At 39.1% G+C, this 18,439-nt stretch carries 15 protein-coding genes; 3 read left to right on the top strand and 12 right to left on the bottom strand.

Translation table 11 applies throughout. The features are described 5' to 3' along the window. Positions 1-7: 7 nt before the first annotated feature. The 5 genes from EWU22_RS02840 to rpsA all read right to left on the bottom strand — a co-directional run bounded on the left by EWU22_RS02840 (position 8) and on the right by rpsA (position 6,161). Positions 8-1,348, bottom strand: coding sequence for a TolC family protein (locus tag EWU22_RS02840; RefSeq protein ID WP_231962623.1), 1,341 nt, complete (start codon positions 1,346-1,348; stop codon positions 8-10). Between the two features lies 1 nt (position 1,349). After that, the gene (locus EWU22_RS02835) at positions 1,350-1,949 is read right to left on the bottom strand and encodes a TetR/AcrR family transcriptional regulator (RefSeq protein WP_130924325.1); all 600 of its coding nucleotides are present in this window, start codon (positions 1,947-1,949) and stop codon (positions 1,350-1,352) included. Positions 1,950-2,065: 116 nt separating this feature from the next. Beyond that, positions 2,066-2,575: a cupin domain-containing protein gene (locus EWU22_RS02830; RefSeq protein ID WP_130924324.1), complete on the bottom strand. Its 510-nt coding sequence runs from the start codon at positions 2,573-2,575 to the stop codon at positions 2,066-2,068. Between the two features lie 80 nt (positions 2,576-2,655). Next, positions 2,656-4,089 carry a Gfo/Idh/MocA family protein gene (locus EWU22_RS02825; protein WP_130924323.1) on the bottom strand — a complete coding sequence of 478 codons (1,434 nt, stop codon included), beginning with the start codon at positions 4,087-4,089 and terminating at the stop codon, positions 2,656-2,658. Positions 4,090-4,328: 239 nt separating this feature from the next. Further along, positions 4,329-6,161, bottom strand: coding sequence for a 30S ribosomal protein S1 (rpsA, locus tag EWU22_RS02820; RefSeq protein ID WP_109324884.1), 1,833 nt, complete (start codon positions 6,159-6,161; stop codon positions 4,329-4,331). Positions 6,162-6,308: 147 nt separating this feature from the next. Between rpsA and EWU22_RS02815 the strand changes: the two genes are divergently transcribed. Next, on the top strand, positions 6,309-7,457 hold the full coding sequence (locus tag EWU22_RS02815; protein WP_130924322.1) for an aldose epimerase family protein: 1,149 nt from the start codon (positions 6,309-6,311) through the stop codon (positions 7,455-7,457). 52 nt (positions 7,458-7,509) lie between these two features. On the opposite strand, the gene mazG is transcribed toward EWU22_RS02815, so the two are convergent. From mazG to EWU22_RS02800, 3 genes are all read right to left on the bottom strand, one after another. Next, the gene (gene mazG / locus EWU22_RS02810; RefSeq protein ID WP_226998251.1) at positions 7,510-8,310 is read right to left on the bottom strand and encodes a nucleoside triphosphate pyrophosphohydrolase; all 801 of its coding nucleotides are present in this window, start codon (positions 8,308-8,310) and stop codon (positions 7,510-7,512) included. A 1-nt stretch (position 8,311) separates the two neighbouring features. Then, a complete protein-coding gene (locus EWU22_RS02805) occupies positions 8,312-9,058 on the bottom strand; it encodes a glycoside hydrolase family 16 protein (RefSeq protein ID WP_231962621.1) in 747 nt (248 codons plus the stop codon). Between the two features lie 292 nt (positions 9,059-9,350). Then, positions 9,351-10,214, bottom strand: coding sequence for a glycoside hydrolase family 16 protein (locus EWU22_RS02800; protein ID WP_130924432.1), 864 nt, complete (start codon positions 10,212-10,214; stop codon positions 9,351-9,353). 78 nt (positions 10,215-10,292) lie between these two features. On the opposite strand from EWU22_RS02800, the gene uvrB reads away from it, so the two are divergent. Further along, positions 10,293-12,317, top strand: a complete 2,025-nt coding sequence (gene uvrB / locus EWU22_RS02795; protein WP_130924320.1) for an excinuclease ABC subunit UvrB — start codon at positions 10,293-10,295, stop codon at positions 12,315-12,317. Between the two features lie 62 nt (positions 12,318-12,379). Here uvrB and pdhA read toward each other — a convergent pair whose 3' ends face one another. After that, positions 12,380-13,390: a pyruvate dehydrogenase (acetyl-transferring) E1 component subunit alpha gene (gene pdhA, locus EWU22_RS02790; protein ID WP_109321869.1), complete on the bottom strand. Its 1,011-nt coding sequence runs from the start codon at positions 13,388-13,390 to the stop codon at positions 12,380-12,382. A 180-nt stretch (positions 13,391-13,570) separates the two neighbouring features. On the opposite strand from pdhA, the gene recF reads away from it, so the two are divergent. Further along, positions 13,571-14,674, top strand: a complete 1,104-nt coding sequence (gene recF, locus EWU22_RS02785; RefSeq protein WP_130924319.1) for a DNA replication/repair protein RecF — start codon at positions 13,571-13,573, stop codon at positions 14,672-14,674. On the opposite strand, the gene EWU22_RS02780 is transcribed toward recF, so the two are convergent. From EWU22_RS02780 to EWU22_RS02770, 3 genes are all read right to left on the bottom strand, one after another. Beyond that, a complete protein-coding gene (locus tag EWU22_RS02780; RefSeq protein ID WP_130924318.1) occupies positions 14,669-15,853 on the bottom strand; it encodes a glycosyltransferase in 1,185 nt (394 codons plus the stop codon). The two genes, recF and EWU22_RS02780, sit on opposite strands and share 6 nt — an antisense overlap. A gap of 163 nt (positions 15,854-16,016) precedes the next feature. Then, the gene (locus EWU22_RS02775; RefSeq protein WP_109321866.1) at positions 16,017-17,735 is read right to left on the bottom strand and encodes a GMC oxidoreductase; all 1,719 of its coding nucleotides are present in this window, start codon (positions 17,733-17,735) and stop codon (positions 16,017-16,019) included. Positions 17,736-17,758: 23 nt separating this feature from the next. Continuing rightward, complete coding sequence (locus EWU22_RS02770) at positions 17,759-18,361, bottom strand: gluconate 2-dehydrogenase subunit 3 family protein (RefSeq protein ID WP_130924317.1); 603 nt, start codon at positions 18,359-18,361, stop codon at positions 17,759-17,761. Positions 18,362-18,439 lie beyond the last annotated feature (78 nt).

The following is an 18,439-nucleotide window of genomic DNA, read 5'->3' as shown; positions in this document are numbered from 1 at the left end:
AATCGTGTTATTCTGAATATAATGTACCGTTGGCTTTCTCCAATTCTACCTTAGCTATTAAGGCGTTGTAAAGGGAAGTAAAGTAATTGGCTTGAGATTCTTTGATCGAAGATTCGGCATTCAACACTTCTAAATTTGAACCTACACCTTGTTGGTATTTCACGCGAGTCACTCGGGAAATTTCATTCGCCAAATCCAAATTAGATTTTTGCTCCTTCAATGATTCCAACGAATTTTTCAAAGTAATCAAGGATTGGCTACGTTGTAAATCAATGGATGACTTCACTAAATCATAGCTCTGACGAACTTTTTGTAAGTTATTCTGCGACTGAATTGTTTTATACTTCTTTGAAAACCCATCGAAAATTGGAATTTGCAATGTGAATCCTAAAGAAGAGTTATCAAACCATGGCTGACCAACCAAATCACTGAAATACTTGCGACCTGAGGTAAATCCATAACTCATATTGAATAAAAGTCGAGGTAAATATCCTGCCTTTTGACTACGAACATCGAGTTCAGCTAAACCTTCTTGTGTTTTAAGAATGGAATATTCAATGCGATTACTGTAGTTGAATGGCAAATTCTCCTCCAGAGGATTAAATTTCATATCCACTTGTTCTAAGGTAAGCGACAAACGAATAGGTTCTTCCATCGGGTAGCCCATTTGGAATTTCAATAGAGAATATCCTAAATCTTGGATACGGATGACATTGTCCAATTCTGTTTTTAGGTTATTGGATTGTACTTCCAAACGTTGAACGTCAATCTTTTCCACAAAACCTTGCTTATTTAAGGCTCTAGTTTCTTTCAATAAAGTATCTAAACGACCTACATTGGCTTGCAAAATTTGCAAACGCTTTTCGTTCACAAGAATTCCATAATATGCCTTCATGACACCTTCAGCCACTTGCTGCTTAGATTGCATCAAGTTTTTTGTGGATAGCTCTTTGTAAACCTCAGAAGCTTTGAGGCCTAACAAATAGGTTCCATCAAAGACTAATTGGCTTAATCCAATATTTGCCATACCTGAATTCTTCACTCCAAATTCTGCAGCAACGATTTCGCCGTCAGCGGCATTAGGATTAAAGGTTTTGGCAGGAATAAACATCCTTTGAATGATCAAGTTATTCGTATAGGTTACTCCTCCATTAACTTGAGGTAATCCAATAGCTTTGATTTCATTAATTTTTGCACTCGCATTTTGCAAATCCAAATTGCTATTTTTCACTTGCACATGGTGGATGATAGCATAGTCTACAGCCTCTTTAAGACTGAAACTTTGAGCCATACCCGTTAGTGACAAGAAACAAAACAGCCCGATAAAGTAGAGTTTTTGGCGAATCATGTTAGTTGTTATTTTGGTAAGATAAGTAGAGAGAAAGACCTTTTTCTGTGAGGATACCTCGCATGAAGTGGTCCAATAAAATTTGTTGCGTATCAAAAAAGGAAAGTTTACTATGTGAATAAAAGTTAGGATCAAACGATAAATCCACTTCTCCCATACGGAGTCGCGCGATTAATTCAATCTCAATTTCTGGGCGGAAATAACCTTGTTCTATCCCTGTTTTCAAATCCACTTTAAGAGAATTCATAATACAATCCTCTTTATATTTAGTAAATAAGTCGTATGCCTTAGGGAAGTATTTCTTCACTTCAAACATGAGACGAGGATTCATTTCAGATAAGGTGGTCTTCATAATTTCCAACGATAGCAAGGTTTTATGAATCACATCTTTGGAACTTTTATTCAAATCTTCCCACTTACATTGATCATTTTGAATAAAAGATTCCAATACCTGATACACCATGGCATCTTTATCTGGAAAATGTTGATAAATCGTTTTTTTAGAAATGCCCAATTCCGTAGCAATCGTATCCATCGTTACGGATCTAACCCCGTATCGAAAGTACAATTCTGCTCCCTTTTCAAGTATTCTACATTTCATGCTCTTTCTTTTATTTAAAATCGAGAGCGTAAAACTAAGGAAACTTTTAAGTACTACAAAGTTTTTTGTATTATTTTTAGATTATCGGTTTGCAGAAGTGATGAATGGCGTCGAGCTTATCTGCCAAAATCGTCTTGCAAACGAACAATATCGGATTCATCCGAAGGATGAGCTAAATCGGTATGTTGCCAAATTTCTGCCACTAATCCCCATTGATCCAATCCAATCAGGCGATGTCTTTTACCTGTTGGCAATTCAATGACTTCTCCTTCTTGATATACACCATAATCACCTTGCACATCGGTAGATGAAATGGCCACACCTATGGGGCCATGAACAACCGTCCAAATTTCCGCTCTACGAAAGTGGTATTGCCAAGATAGGCGTTGGTTGGGGGCAACCACTAAAAACTTAGGGCTGAGTTTCTGGGTGATTTGAATGTCATCAAGACTCAATTGTGGAAAATATTGAGATACAAATTTACCTGTTTGACTTTCATCCAGCACAAAGAACCCTCCCCAAGGCCTGGTAAAATCATGGTCTACGATTCGATATCCTGCTGCTTCAACATAAGCTTGAACTTCTTGTAAAACAGCTAATTTGGGTAAATTGGAGTCGAATTTCATAGTGAAGAATTTTGCTAGGCAAAAGTAAAAAAAGGACGGGGAAATCCCCGTCCTTTCATCATTATCAAATTAAAATTTTATTACAAGGTCCAACCTGCGCGGTATTCTCTTCTTACGAATTGATTCGCTGGGTCAAAATTGGTAATACGCATATTAGTTGCATCCCAATTTAATTTTTGACGACCAATGTATTTAGCAGTACGACCTTCGCCTTCACGTAACATATACGAACGAATAGCTAAATTACCCATCAAAACAGATTCTGTAAATGGTCCAGCGTAGTCAAATGGAGAACTAACTTCCATTTTTCCAAAACCTGCTTTACAAGCTTCTACCCACTGCGTGTTATGTCCACCATCTCCACCAGCTACGCGAGGTAATCTAGCTTTTGGAAGTTCTTCTGCAGGCACTTGTTTACCATTTTTGTAAACTTTAGGATACATACCATAGGTTCCGCAAGTCATGATTCCTTTAGAACCAATCAAGATCACCCCATTGGTACCGTCTGGATCTCCGATAGTATCTGTAGAAGGAATTCCTTCTGGATGAGGAGCACGTAAGCCACCATCATACCAAGTTAAGGTTACTGGAGAAGGATTGCGTTTCGTTGCAGCATAGTGTAAGGTCACCATAGATGACGGAGGGCATCCTTCTGGAATCCACTCAGGAACCCAATCATTCAAGAATACGGATCCAACAGAGCATTCTACGTCTATGGCATCACGGATACCCAATACTTTAAATGGAGGATCTAATAAATGGCAACCCATATCTCCCAAAGCACCAGTACCATAATCCCACCAACCTCTCCATTTAAATGGCAATAAGGCTGGATTATATTCACGGTATTTAGCAGGTCCTAACCATAAATCCCAATCTAATTCTTTAGGTACTTCAAAACCAGCAGATGGGTATTTAATCCCTTGTGGCCATACAGGTCGGTTAGTCCAAACTTGAACTGAGTGAACTTTACCGATAACACCCCCGTCGAACCATTCAATCATGGTTCTAACACCATCACCTGAAGACCCTTGATTTCCCATTTGGGTAACCACTTGCATTTCACGAGCTTTTTCAGCGATAATACGAGCCTCATAAATGTCATGAGCCAAAGGCTTCTGAACATAAACGTGCTTCTTACGACGCATCGCTTCCATAGCAATGGTAGCGTGGGTATGATCTGGAGTAGATACGATAACAGCATCTACGTTATTACCTTCTTTATCTAAGGCAGCACGGAAATCTTTATAAAAATTCGCTTTTGGTAAGTCTTTCTTGATTCTAGCCACCTGACGATCATCCACATCCACTATAGCAACAATGTTCTCTGCACCTTTGTTGTAGGAATTCATGATATCACTATATCCTTTTCCTCCACCACCAATACCCATGATGTTCAATTTATCGGATGGTGCTTGATATCCTTTTCCAAGTACATGGCGCGGGACAATGTAAAAAGAGGCAGCTGCGACAGACGCATTTTTAATAAAATCTCGCCTAGAATGATTACTCATAGTATTTGCTAGTTTTAAAGGTTGTTAATTATCAAAGATTTGTCAACGTTTCAAACGTTGACAAATCTGCATTTAGCCTAGTAAAATTGCCAAAAAAACTTCAAAAGACAAATCTATTTCTTGATATTTTACCAATTTGCTCAATTATACCAATTCATTGATTCAATGGAACTAATCCATATTAGGCATAAAAAAAGGGGCTTGCTCTCGCAAACCCCTTCCAGCAAACCTTAATTTACTTATTCAGCTTTCTTGGATTTTTTCTCCAATTTTTTGATCGCTTGAGCACGCTCAGCACCTTCCATCTGCTCTTTCAAGGCAGATAAAGCTCCGATATCACCCATTGTTGATTTCTCAGCTGTAACAGTTGTCTTTTCTGAAGACTTAGCGGCTGCCTTTTTCTTTTCAGGCTTAGCAGCTGCTGCTGTTTCCTCTGCAGTTGGAGCAGTGAAAGTACGTGTGTGAGAAAGAATGATCTTACGATCATCTTTTTGGAATTCAGTAACAATGAAATCCAATGCCTCACCAACTTCCGCTACTGACTCATCTGCTTTAGTCAATTGCTTCAATGGAGATAAACCTTCGATACCGTATGGCAATTCTAACACAGCCATTTTATCATTTTTAGAGATGATAGTAGCTTTGTGAGAAGAACCTACAGTAAATACACTTTCAAATGTATCCCAAGGGTTTTCTTCTAATTGTTTGTGACCAAGAGCCAAACGACGGTTATCAGCATCTAATTCGATTACGATAACATCTAATGAATCTCCTACTTTTACAAACTCAGATGGATGTTTGATTTTCTTAGTCCAAGATAAATCAGAAACGTGTACCAAACCATCGATTCCTTCTTCTAACTCAAGGAATAAACCGAAGTTAGTTAAGTTACGTACAGTTCCTTTGTGCTTAGTACCAACTGCATATTTAGACAATAAATCAGTTTTAGTCCAAGGATCCTCTGTCAATTGCTTGATACCTAAAGACATCTTGCGCTCAGCACGATCCAATGTCAACACTACTGCTTCCATTTCATCGCCTACTTTCAAGAAATCTTGTGGATTACGTAAGTGTTGAGACCATGACATTTCTGACACGTGGATTAAACCCTCTACACCTGGTAATACTTCTAAGAATGCACCGTAATCTGCTACGTTAACAATCTTACCTTTTACTTTAGAACCAACTTCAACATCAGCAGCTAATGCTTCCCAAGGATGAGCTTGTAATTGCTTCATACCTAAAGAAATACGCTTCTTGTTCTCGTCGAAATCTAATACGACAACTTGGATCTTCTGATCTAACTTCAACACCTCTTGTGGGTGGTTGATACGACCCCATGAGATATCAGTAATGTGCAATAAACCATCTACACCACCTAAGTCGATGAACACACCGAAATTAGTCATGTTTTTGATCACACCTTCTAATACTTGACCTTTATCTAAGTTGTTCAAGATTAATTGACGTTGCTCCTCAAGATCTTTTTCGATCAATACTTTATGAGAAACAACTACGTTGTCGTTAGTATGGTTAATCTTAACCACTTTAACCTCCATGTTCTTTCCAACAAAAATGTCGAAATCACGGATAGGTTTAACATCAATTTGAGAACCTGGCAAGAAAGCTTCGATTCCAAAAATATCTACGATCAAACCACCTTTGGTACGACGCTTTACAAAACCATTGATAATGGTATCTTCTTCTAAAGCGCGCTCAATGTTGATCCAAGCTCCCATCACTTTTGCAAGCTTACGAGAAAGAATCAATTGGCCATTTGAATCTTCTTGGTTTTCAATATACACTTCTACTTCGTCTCCAGCCTTCAAATCTGGCATATCACGAAACTCAGAAGCAGATACCAAACCATCAGATTTGAATCCAATATTAACAATAACTTCACGGTCTGTTTTACTTACCACAATACCTTTCACCACTTCCTTCTCAGTAACCGAATTCAAAGTAGCCTCAATGGCTGCTTCCATTTGTTTCTTTTGCTCAGCAGTGTAATTACCACCGAAACCTTTACCATCGACCTGATCCCAGTCGAAATCTTTTTGTTTATTAGACATAATTTTTGCCCTAGGTACATCAACATGCTGGGCTAACATGCTGAAATTTAGATTAATAATTAATTTTTAAACGGGGTGCAAAGATAAATAAAATAATTTCAAATTCAACTGAATTCCTTAAATTAGAAGCCTCAAGACCATGACAACATGAAAAAACTCGCCATTTGGCTACCAATTGCCTTTCTTTGTATTCAAAATTTATCCATTTCTTTATTCGCAAAACCTATTAAAGGCCCTATGTCCCTTACATCCAAACCATTCGGTAAAACACAAGCCGGAGAAGCTGTTACCCTATATACCCTGAAAAACAAATCTGGCATGGAGGTTCAGATCATGAACTACGGAGGTATTATCACTAAAATTTTATGCCCTGACAAAAACAATAAAATTGAAGATGTTGTATTAGGTTACGAAACGCTTCAAGAGTATGAAAAAGGTTCTCCTTATTTTGGAGCCATTATTGGAAGATATGGAAACCGAATTGCTAAAGGAAAATTTAGTTTAGACGGCAAAAACTACGAATTGTATACCCAAAACATGGGAAATCACCTGCATGGTGGTAAAGTAGGCTTTGATAAAGTTGTTTGGAAAGTCTTAGCCGCAGAAGGTGACGACAAAGGTTCCAAATTAGTTTTGTCATACCTTTCAAAAGATGGTGAGGAAGGTTATCCTGGTAACTTACAAGTTCAAGTAACATATACCTTAAGTCCTGCTAATGAATTAGGAATTGAGTATAAAGCCACCACAGACAAGGCTACGGTACTTAACTTAAGTAATCATACGTATTTTAATTTATCTGGAAATGCCAAAAGAGATGTTACTGGCCACCAGGTTCAATTGAATGCCAACAAATTGGTTGCCGTTGATGAAACTTTAATCCCAACGGGCGAACTAGTTGATGTAAAAGGTGGAGCTTTTGATTTTCTACAACCCCATCTTATTTCAGAACGAGTTGATGCAGATGATATTCAAATCAAACGAGGTGGTGGATATGACCACTGCGTGGTTTTTGATAAAGCTCCTGGAGTTTTTGCCAAAGTTGGCAAGGTGGTAGACCCAGTTTCAGGCAGAAGTATCGAATTATCAACTTCTGAACCCGCCACACAATTTTATACAGGTAACTTTTTAAATGGCACGTACACGGGTAAATACGGCGTGAATTATACGAAAAGAATGGGCTTTTGCTTAGAAACAGAGCATTTCCCAGACTCTCCTAATCATCCTAGTTTCCCAAGCACTGTTTTACGTCCAGGTCAAACTTATGCGAGTAAAACAGTTTATCAGTTTGCTCATTAATGGGGCATACTAAATAACAAATCTCATTCGTTAGCTTAACGCTGTCAAGGTTCTAAACCTTGACAGCGTTGCTTTTTTTAGCCTCTTCCCAATACACATCCATCTCGGCAAGGGTCATTTCGGATAGACTTTTCCCCGCTTCTTTTGCTTTCTTTTCCAAATACTGAAATCGATAAATAAACTTCCGATTTGTCCGCTCAACTGCCGTTTCAGGATTGATATCGATAAACCTAGCAAAATTGACTAAACTAAATATCAAATCGCCAAGCTCTCCTTCTGCCTCCTCTTTCTGTCTTGAAGACAATTCTTTACCCACAAATACTTCTTTAAACTCTCCTAATTCTTCTTCTACTTTAGCCCAAACCTGTTCTTTTTCCTCCCAATCAAAACCAGCCCCTCTTGCTTTTTCCTGAATACGCATCGCTTTAACTAAGGCAGGCAATGACCCAGGCACTCCCGACAATACAGACTCATTTCCCTCCTTTAACTTCAATGCCTCCCAATTCGCTTTAACCTCTTCTTCCGTATCTGCTTTGGCATCTCCATAAATATGAGGGTGCCTAGAAATCAACTTTTCTGCAATACTATCTAAGACATCTTTGACATCAAAAGCTTGACTCTCAGAACCAATTTTACTGTAAAAGACCAAATGCAGAAATAAATCACCGATTTCCTTCTTAACCTCCATTTGATCGCCTTCCAAAATCGCATCTGACAATTCATAGGTTTCCTCTATGGTCAAATGCCGTAAAGTATCCATTGTCTGTTTCTTATCCCAAGGACACTTCTCCCTTAAATCATCCATGATGCATAACAATCTGTCAAATGCCTCCGCAGCCTTTGGATATCTCATATTATTGTTGTTTGTAAGCATATATTCGTACATAATCTACCTCCATTTTGGCTGGAAATACTTGATCATCAACTCCTTTTAAACCTCCCCAACTTCCTCCTACAGCAATATTCATTAATAAATACATTTTCTGATCAAATGGCCAATCCTGCCATCCTTTTCCTGAATTTGTAAAACTCAACGTTTCCTTACCATCCAAAAATGTTTTAATGTACTTTGGCGTCCAATCCATGCGGTATTCATGAAAAGCTGTATTAAAATCACTCACTGCTGTGATGGATTCTGGATAGGGTACCAATCCCATATTGGAATTAAAGCGATGTATGACCGAATGAACTTGTCCTGGATCATACCCAACATGTTCCATGATATCAATTTCTCCATTGTTTGGAATATGGCTAGGGTCATATTTGTTTTCCGAAGAAAGCATCCAAATAGCTGGCCATGTCCCTCTACCCGCTGGCAATTTAGCTCGAACAATGACTCGACCATAGAGAAAATCAAACTTACCCAAAGTAACTAGCCTAGTTGAGGTATAATTTTTTCCCAATAAAGCCTCTTTACGAGCTTCTATGGACAAGAGCCCGCTTTGAACCCGAACATTGTCTAAATCTGCATCTGTGTAATATTGTAATTCATTATTTCCCCAACCACTTCCCCCAACTTGGTAAGCCCAGCGGCTGGAATGAGGTAACCCTTCTAAATCAAAATTATCCTCCCAAATGGGATTCTCTGTAAACTCACTCATATTTACTGGTTCTGAGGTTTGACAAGTGGATAAACTTACCATAATTCCTAACAGCCCAAATTTTATCCTCTTTAACATACCTTTACTCCTCGGAAGAAATTGATGATTACCCTTTGATTCCTAAACTTAAAATTCGACAAACAATTCCAATCAAATAGCTTATTTCATTCAAACCAGCCCAAATAATTATTATCAATTACTTGATAGAAATGATGCAATTAATTTGTTGAAAAAAACGTTCTAAGCCCAACGCTGTCAAGGTTTGGAACCTTGCCAGCGTTAGGGGAAAAAATTAATTTTTCAATCCAAAAACTCGCACATAATCTATCAACATCTTGGAAGGGAAAATTGAATCATCAACGCCTTTTTGACCACCCCAATTTCCGCCTACGGCAATGTTCAACAACAAATGTTGCTTTTTGTCAAATGGCCATTCTTCCCAACCTTTTCCTGTGTTTTGAAAAGTAAAATATTCCTTCCCATCGATAAAAGCTTTCACATATTCAGGCGTCCAATCGATGCGGTACACATGAAATACCTGATCAAAATCCGGCACCTGTGTTATTGCTGCCTTTTGCGTATTAATTACATGATTAAAAGCTTTAGTATGTACCGTGGCATGCACCACCCCAGGATCATAGCCAACATGTTCCATGATATCTATCTCTCCATTATCTGGCCAATACGTTTGACCATATTCCGATTGACTAGCCAAAGTCCAAATTGCAGGCCAATTGCCTCGTCCTGCTGGTAATTTAGCTCGAACTTCTATCCGACCATATAAGAAATCTTTTTTGCCCTTAGTGACTAACCTTGCCGAAGTATAATTTTTCCCTTCATAACTTTCCTTTTTAGCCTCTATCGTCAGCACACCGTTTTCAACATGTGCATTATCCAAATCCGCCTTCGTATAATATTGAAGTTCATTATTTCCCCAACCAGAGCCCCCTACATCATAGGACCAAATTTGATCATCTGGTAAGCCTGATTGGTTAAACTCATCCGCCCATATCGGATTTTCAGTAAAGCTATATTCCTTAGCAGGAATTGGCTTTATATCCTGAATATTTAAAGGTTCTGGCGCCACGGCACCCTGCTTACATGCCAAAAAGACTAGTAATATCAGTCCCGAGATTAGAAAAAACCATTTTTGCATCATCGACTATTTTAAATTTAAATTAAGGAGAATCAGCTCAAAATACCTAATTTGAACATCGATTTTATCTGCCTGCACATGGACTTCAAATTAACATCTTCTTACCAACCCACAGGTGACCAGCCCACCGCCATCAAACAATTAGTAGAAGGGGTAAATAAAAACGAAGCCGCCCAAACTCTTTTGGGAGTAACTGGCTCAGGTAAAACATTTACAATTGCCAATGTCATTCAGCAAATAAATAGGCCAACGCTCATCTTAAGCCATAATAAAACCTTAGCCGCCCAATTATACGGGGAGTTTAAGTCTTTCTTCCCAGAAAATGCGGTGGAATATTTTATCTCTTATTACGACTATTACCAGCCCGAAGCTTTCATTCCAACCACTGGAACTTATATAGAAAAAGACCTTTCCATCAATCAAGAGATTGAAAAACTACGACTGGCCACCACTTCCTCTTTGATGTCAGGAAGGAGAGATATTATCGTCATCGCATCCGTATCTTGTATTTATGGTATGGGAAACCCTGATGAATACCGAAATTCCATTTTAAGAATTGGAGTAGGAGAAACCATTTCCAGAAATCAATTCCTTTTCCGCTTAGTGGAAATATTATATGCTCGTACAGAAGGAGAATTTTTACGGGGTACTTTTCGAGTAAAAGGGGATACCGTAGATATCTTTTTAGCCTATGCCGATTTTGGCTATCGCTTCATCTTTTTTGGAGATGAAATTGAAGAAATTCATCGAATCGATCCATGGACAGGCAAAAAAATCTCGACTGAAAAAATGGTGGCTATATTTCCGGCTAACTTATTTGTTACTGGGCGAGAAACCTTAAATCAAGCCATTTCTTTCATACAAGCTGACCTCGTTGCTCAAATCAACCATTTTGAATCAGAAGGTAGACTATTGGAAGCAGAGCGCATCAAACAAAGAACGGAATTTGATCTGGAAATGATGCGAGAGCTAGGCTATTGTTCGGGTATTGAGAATTATTCTAGGTATTTTGACCAAAGAAAAGTGGGTCAAAGACCCTTCTGTTTACTCGACTTTTTCCCAGAAGATTTCCTGATGGTAGTCGATGAAAGTCATGCTACCATGCCTCAAATTAGAGCCATGTGGGGTGGCGATCGATCACGTAAAGAATCTTTGGTGGAATATGGATTTAGGCTCCCTTCTGCCATGGACAATCGCCCCCTAACTTTTCAAGAATTTGAAGGCATCATCGGGCAAACGATTTTTGTTTCAGCAACTCCTTCCGACTATGAATTGCGTCGATCAGAAGGGGTCGTTGTAGAACAAATTATACGTCCAACAGGGCTTTTGGATCCGAAAATTGAGGTTCGTCCAACCAAAAATCAAATTGATGATTTGTTGGATGAAATATATGATCGCGTTAAGAAAAAGGAAAGGGTACTTATAACGACCTTGACCAAAAGAATGGCGGAAGAGCTTTCCAAATACCTGGATCGTGTTGGGGTGAAAGGCCGCTACATCCACTCTGAAATAAAGTCATTGGAACGAGTAGAAATATTGCGCGAACTTAGGCTTGGCGTATTTGATGTATTGGTTGGTGTTAACCTGCTTAGAGAGGGCCTTGACTTGCCTGAAGTATCCTTGGTAGCCATTATGGATGCGGATAAAGAAGGCTTCTTACGTGATATCCGTTCCTTAATCCAAACTATAGGTAGAGCGGCTAGAAATGAAAATGGTAAGGTCTTAATGTATGCCGATCGGATTACAGGTTCTATGGAAAAGGCTATTTCAGAAACCAACCGTAGAAGAGCCATTCAAATGGAATACAATGAGGCGAATGGGATTACACCTAAAACCATTTGGCGCAGTCATGATGAGATTTTAGAACAAACATCCATTGCTGATCGCATGGCCAAGCCTAATAAAAATTACTTGATTCAGCCAGAAGAAAAACTAGCTGCCGCAGATCCTTTGTTAGCGTATATGTCGAAAGGCGACCTAGTCAAGCAACGAGATAGCATCCGAAAAGAAATGGAAAAGGCCGCTAAAGAAATGGACTTCCCATTGGCAGCTAAATTCAGGGATGAGCTTTTGGCCGTAGAAAAACTCATTTCAGACAAATAATCCAACATTTTATTCAAAAAAAAAGCCCGAATCTCTTCGGGCTTTTCCTTATATATCAATGATTATTCTTCAATGAACGGATAATCTTCTTGAACATACACATCTTTGTATGCCTCCTCTTTGGAAGGGAACGGTGAATTTTCAGCAAACTCAACAGACTCTTGTACTTGGATTTTGATCTTCGCATCAATCTCGTCTAATTCAGCTTGAGTCAAAATATTATTTTCCAAAATAGTCATTTTAACTTGCTCAATAGGATCACGCTCCTTGTAAGCTTCTACTTCTTCTTTGGAGCGATATTTTTGAGGATCCGACATCGAGTGTCCACGGTAGCGATATGTTCTAAATTCTAAGAACGTAGGACCTTCACCTGCACGAGCTCTAGCCGCTGCACGAGAAACGGCTTCGTGTACAGCCTCCACATCCATGGCATCCACTGGCTCTGATGGCATATCGTAAGCCTCACCAATCGTGTATAAATCAGTCACGTTAGAAGTTCTAGCCACTGAAGTACCCATGGCATAACCATTATTTTCTACAACGAAAATCACTGGGATTTTCCATGTCATAGCAATGTTAAAGGTCTCATGCAAAGCTCCTTGACGAACGGCACCGTCACCAAAATAACAAATCGCTAAATTTCCTGTTTTATTGTATTTTTCAGCAAATCCCAATCCTGCACCTAAAGGAATCTGAGCACCCACAATTCCGTGACCACCCACAAATCCAACACTCTTGTCAAAGATGTGCATAGATCCACCTTTACCTTTGGAAGCACCGGTAATTTTACCATATAACTCCGCCATAATTGCATTGGGGGAAGTCCCTAATGCCAATGGGATACCGTGATCGCGGTAAGCGGTAATGTATTTATCTCCTTCTTTTAAAGCCGATTTTGAACCAGAAGAACAAGCTTCTTGTCCAATATACAAGTGGCAAAAGCCTTTGATTTTTTGCATTCCGTACAATTGACCGCACTTTTCTTCAAACTTACGTTGCAATTGCATCGACTCATACCAATAACGGTAGGTCTCTTTCGAATACTTAGGAGCTTTTGTTTCTTTCTTTGCCATGATATTATTCAAAAATTCATTTGCTTAATCGAATGGGGAAATACCCACCGACCGAATCAGCTACGAAATTAAAACAAAAGCATTAAGCTGCCAAAAAATGAGAGGATTTAGCCTAAATCAATCCGTAAAATCCACGATTATTCGTTATTTTTACGATTCAAGCCTCATTTCTAAGCCCGCATGTACCTTAAATCCTTACAGGTCAAACAATTTAAGTCCTATGCGGAAGCTCAATTTGATTTTATCTCCAACATCAATTGCATTGTAGGTGAGAATGGAATAGGAAAAACCAATCTCCTAGATGCCATCCATTTTCTTTCCATGACTAAAAGCGCTCGGGGCGTTGGGGATCCTTTGTGCATTCAACATGGAGAGGATTATTTTATGATTCAAGGAAATTTTGTCTACCAAAAACAAGATTCTTCCAAGCTTCCAGCCAGTGAAACACAAATAACTTGCGCCTACCAACGAGGTCAGAAAAAAAGCTTTCTGCGTGACCAAAAGGCTTATCCGAGACTCGCTGACCACATTGGCAATTTCCCAGTTGTCCTCATGGACCCATATGACACGGATTTAATCCGAGAAGGAAGTGAAGAACGTAGGCGGTTTTTTGATGGGATGATGGCTCAAATGGATCGTGCTTTTTTGGATAATTTATTGCGCTATAATCGTATCGTTCAACAAAGGAATACGCTTTTAAAGCATTTTGCTGAACGAGGAATGGTCGATCGAATACAGCTCGATAGCTACCATGAACCCATGGTCCAATTAGGTGAAACGATTGCTCAGGCACGAGTGGATTTTCTGAAAAAATATTTACCCAATTTTCAGGCACATTATGCCAAATTATCTGATGATCGAGAGCAAGTCAATATCAACATCGAAAGCTCCTTCCCTTTGGGAGAATTGGATGCCTCTTTGAGAAATGTAGAAGCCCAAGATCTGGCCGCCCAAAGAAGCACTTTAGGTATACACCGTGATGATTTCAGTTTTGAAATTAATGGTTTTCCATTGAAAAAATTTGGTTCACAAGGACAGCAAAAAAGCTTTGTTGTGGCTCTAAAACTTGCCCAGTTTGATACTTTAGCTCAAGCACACCCTAGAAAACCTCTCTTATTATTGGATGATATTTTTGATAAACTTGATGACCGACGAATTCAGCGATTGGTACAAATGATGGCGGAAGATCATTTTGGACAAGTATTCATTACTGATGCCCGCCCAGAAAGAACTAAATCATTACTCAAAAATCTTCAAGGAGAAATCAAGTATTTGGCCTTATAGAAACAAGCCTTGATACAAGGTATTGGCAAATGCCAGCTCGGAATTTTCATGTGCCATTTTTTCCATTTGCTCTTTCGAATAACCTATCCCTAAGTTCAGGTATTGCTCCAACTGCTCAGCAATTTGAATGGGATTTTGAGCATCCACGACCAAACCTAACTGCATGCTTTGGATCAATTTACCAAGCAATCCGTAATGGGTCCCCAACACTACTTTTTGAGAGATACTTGCCCGAACTAAAACAGAACTCATTCCCACATGATTTTGATATAACATCAATACCAAATCAGCTGCTTCAAAGCATAATTGAATGTCTTTGCCCTTAATTTCTTGAAAGATGGGAATAACTTCTACTTCTGGAAATTGTTGAAATAGCTGTTCCAAATGAGCTTGATAAGCCGGACTAATAGCACCTGCTACTAATAAACAAATTTGACTTAACTCATCCGCTGTTAAATGCTGCGTTGCCTGCATAAATGCTTCTATCCCTTTTCTAGGATCTAAGTAACCAAAGATTAAACAGACTTTTTTATTGGCAGGAATATGCCATTGCTCTCGAAACGTACTAAGCTCCTCTGCACTTACCTCATACGCTCTAACTGGATCAGAAATGCGCAGTACTTGGGTTTTCCCTAGCAAAGGACGGATATGTTTGACTGCCTTGTGGTCCAAGCTAAATAGTACTTTCATGGATGATCGAAAGGTCGACAAACGTAACATCCATTTCTTAATAAAAGCACTTGTCCAAGAAGCCTTTCTATAATAAAAGTTAGGTCTAAAATATATGCCTCCTAATTGGAAATGGGCCTTTTTGCCAAATAACATACCCAATTGGAAATAATCAAAATACATTAATAGGCCATGACTTGCTTCCCAAGCTTCACTGATGTCCACGTACAAATTCCATTCGGCGAGGGAGCGCTTATAAATAGATTGACCATGAAGTCTTTGCACAGTGGGAGCATCTAAAGGGTGAAAATGAATGTTATTCCCTAAATCAAAACCCCAAATTTGACGGTTCTTTTTGAAACTTTGGATAAAGCTTTCTGGCACTATTAGCAATAATTCTACGTCAGGCTTTTGACTAAACTGATGGATCAAATAGGCCAAATAATCCGTATGATGGCCATCATCAATGGAATCAAAAATGCTTAATCGATAAGTAGAGGAAACTGACATAGGGTACCAAAATTAACAATAAATTAGGGATTCTGCATGTATTTTACTCTACTAAAACCGATCCAGGTCCAGCTGAATGAACAAGATTCCATTCCCATGAAAGAAACGTATATTCACAAAAAAAGGGGGCCTGTAAGCCCCCTTTCTCAAACCAGTTATATCATTATAAATTACGTTTCTTCAATTCGCTTACTGCAAAATCTGCAGCACGAGCGGTTAAAGCCATGTATGTTAAAGATGGATTCACACAAGATGCAGAAGCCATAGCAGCACCATCTGTTACAAATACGTTTTTCACGTTATGAACTTGATTATGCTTATTTAAGACCGAAGTCTTAGGATCACGACCCATGCGTGCGGTACCCATTTCGTGAATACCTAATCCAATATGAGTATTTGAATTATTGTAAGCGTTGACATTTTTGAAACCTGCGGCCTCTAACATTTCAGCTGCATCATTCATCATATCTTGACGCATTCTGATTTCATTTTCGCCAAATTCCGCTTCAAATTCAAGCACTGGTATTCCCCACTTATCTTTTTGAGTTTGACTCAAGACAAAACGGTTATTAGGATTTGGAAGAATTTCTCCAAAACCACCAAAACCAATGGACCAAGTACCTGGATGTGTTAAGCTTTCTTTGAACTCAGCTCCAAAACCATCCATGTTGGTACCACGGCCCCAGCCTGCACGGCTAGCACCTCCTTGATAACCGAAACCACGGATATAGCTACGTTTATCACTTCCCCAGTTACGGAAACGAGGAATGTATAAACCATTAGGACGATTTCCAAACATGTAATCATCATTGAAACCTTCAATTTGAGCAGAAGCTCCTACACCTAAATGGTGGTCCATGATGTTACGACCTAATTGATCGCTATCATTTCCTAGTCCATTTGTAAAACGGCTCGACTTAGAATTCATCAAAATGGAAGTAGAACCGATAGCACCTGCGTTAACAAAAATAATTTTAGCAAAATATTCCGTTACCGCCATTGTATTTTGATCAATCACACGAACACCTTTTGCTTTTTGAGTTGCTTCATCATAAATGATTTCCGAAACGATGGCATTGTGAATCATGGTCAAACGCTTTGTACGCATTGCAGCAGGTAATGTCGCTGACAATGAGCTAAAATATCCACCATATGGACAACCACGCATACATTTATTACGATATTGGCATGCACCTCTGCCTAATGCTGTATGATGTGCTCCTGGCTGCGTTAAGTGAGCTACACGACCAATAGTAATTGGACGACCTAACTTCTTATTAACCTGATTTTTAAAATGCTCCTCGGGAGCAGTCATGGCCATGGCTGGTAAAAATTCCGAATCTGGCAATACATCTAATCCCTCTCTTTGACCAGAAATACCTGCAAATTTCTCTACATAAGAATACCATGGTGCTAAGTCTTCATAACGGATTGGCCAATCTGTTCCAATACCATCTTTGGCATTTGCCTCAAAATCTTCTTTATTCCAACGATACGATTGGCGACCCCAAAGTAAGGATTTACCACCCGTGTGATAGGCACGAATCCAATCAAATCCACCTCTTTTCTCGATATATGGATTTTGTTTATCGTTTTCAAACAAGTAACGATGCTCTTCATTTGGCGTGTAACCAGTACGCATTCCAGCCCAATATTCTTCAGCAGCCATATTGGTTGGACGACCACGGTGAGGGAAATCCCAGGGATCTTTCAAAGCTGTTTCATATCCTTCCACGTGTTTAATCTCACGACCACGCTCTAAAACAGCAACTTTTAATCCTTTTTCAGTTAATTCTTTGGCAGCCCAGCCACCTGATATACCGGATCCCACGACAATGGCGTCAAAGGTCTGGCTTTTTATTGCATCTATGTTAAGATTCATGTGAGTAATGGTAAATGGTCAAATTAATATTGATATGCCTTTTGGCCTGGCTTCAATTTGGTTGGTTCAAATTTGCCTGGAACGGTTACGTATTCGAAAGAAGATGTAACTCCTTTTTCAGAAGTAAAATAACCCAGTAGTGTTAACTCCTTGATGAGTCTCCAGAATGGTACTCCTGTATTTCCTTCCAGTGTTTCTTTGTCCACATTATCGCCCACTTTTTGAAGTCTAACACGATAGGAATTCATCAATTCCTTAGTGTTGCTTTCTACAAGTTTCAACATAGCCACTTGACCACTTGCATTTTGACTTAAAAAACCAGCTTTATCTAAATCAGAAACCCCTTTTAAGAAGCTTCTTTGCTCTGGTAATTTGTAACAATCATTTAACATTAATTCAATAAAAGCAGGAACTCCCGCTTCAATAGCTCCAGGAGTAGATGTTTTAGGAATAATATGTTCTGCTACCGCGGCCACAATTTTCCTTTGTGTTTCCGACAGGCTAAATGTATCAGCCAAGGCTGCCTTGCCACTGTGTTTCGCTTCCATAGCCATCAATGTCGGAGCAGTGATAGCTCCCCCTAACATCAAGGCTATTTGGGAGATGGCATCTCTTCTTGTAAGCATAGTTTTATGGGTTAATATGTTCTTGATAGATTCCGTTTACTCAATCAAATTGATAAGAAAACAAATTTAATCAGAATA

Origin of the sequence: Aquirufa nivalisilvae, assembly GCF_004307455.1 — a bacterium.
GTDB classification, from domain to species: Bacteria; Bacteroidota; Bacteroidia; order Cytophagales; family Spirosomataceae; genus Aquirufa; species Aquirufa nivalisilvae.
This window is presented reverse-complemented; position numbering and strand designations above follow the sequence as displayed.

Excerpts from the sequence above, each read along its gene's own strand:
- EWU22_RS02840 (WP_231962623.1), bottom strand. The coding sequence starts at position 1,348 with ATGATTCGCCAAAAACTCTACTTTATCGGGCTGTTTTGTTTCTTGTCA.
- EWU22_RS02835 (WP_130924325.1), bottom strand. The coding sequence starts at position 1,949 with ATGAAATGTAGAATACTTGAAAAGGGAGCAGAATTGTACTTTCGATAC.
- EWU22_RS02830 (WP_130924324.1), bottom strand. The coding sequence starts at position 2,575 with ATGAAATTCGACTCCAATTTACCCAAATTAGCTGTTTTACAAGAAGTT.
- EWU22_RS02825 (WP_130924323.1), bottom strand. The coding sequence starts at position 4,089 with ATGAGTAATCATTCTAGGCGAGATTTTATTAAAAATGCGTCTGTCGCA.
- rpsA (WP_109324884.1), bottom strand. The coding sequence starts at position 6,161 with ATGTCTAATAAACAAAAAGATTTCGACTGGGATCAGGTCGATGGTAAA.
- EWU22_RS02815 (WP_130924322.1), top strand. The coding sequence starts at position 6,309 with ATGAAAAAACTCGCCATTTGGCTACCAATTGCCTTTCTTTGTATTCAA.
- mazG (WP_226998251.1), bottom strand. The coding sequence starts at position 8,310 with ATGAGATATCCAAAGGCTGCGGAGGCATTTGACAGATTGTTATGCATC.
- EWU22_RS02805 (WP_231962621.1), bottom strand. The coding sequence starts at position 9,058 with ATGAGTGAGTTTACAGAGAATCCCATTTGGGAGGATAATTTTGATTTA.
- EWU22_RS02800 (WP_130924432.1), bottom strand. The coding sequence starts at position 10,214 with ATGCAAAAATGGTTTTTTCTAATCTCGGGACTGATATTACTAGTCTTT.
- uvrB (WP_130924320.1), top strand. The coding sequence starts at position 10,293 with ATGGACTTCAAATTAACATCTTCTTACCAACCCACAGGTGACCAGCCC.
- pdhA (WP_109321869.1), bottom strand. The coding sequence starts at position 13,390 with ATGGCAAAGAAAGAAACAAAAGCTCCTAAGTATTCGAAAGAGACCTAC.
- recF (WP_130924319.1), top strand. The coding sequence starts at position 13,571 with ATGTACCTTAAATCCTTACAGGTCAAACAATTTAAGTCCTATGCGGAA.
- EWU22_RS02780 (WP_130924318.1), bottom strand. The coding sequence starts at position 15,853 with ATGTCAGTTTCCTCTACTTATCGATTAAGCATTTTTGATTCCATTGAT.
- EWU22_RS02775 (WP_109321866.1), bottom strand. The coding sequence starts at position 17,735 with ATGAATCTTAACATAGATGCAATAAAAAGCCAGACCTTTGACGCCATT.
- EWU22_RS02770 (WP_130924317.1), bottom strand. The coding sequence starts at position 18,361 with ATGCTTACAAGAAGAGATGCCATCTCCCAAATAGCCTTGATGTTAGGG.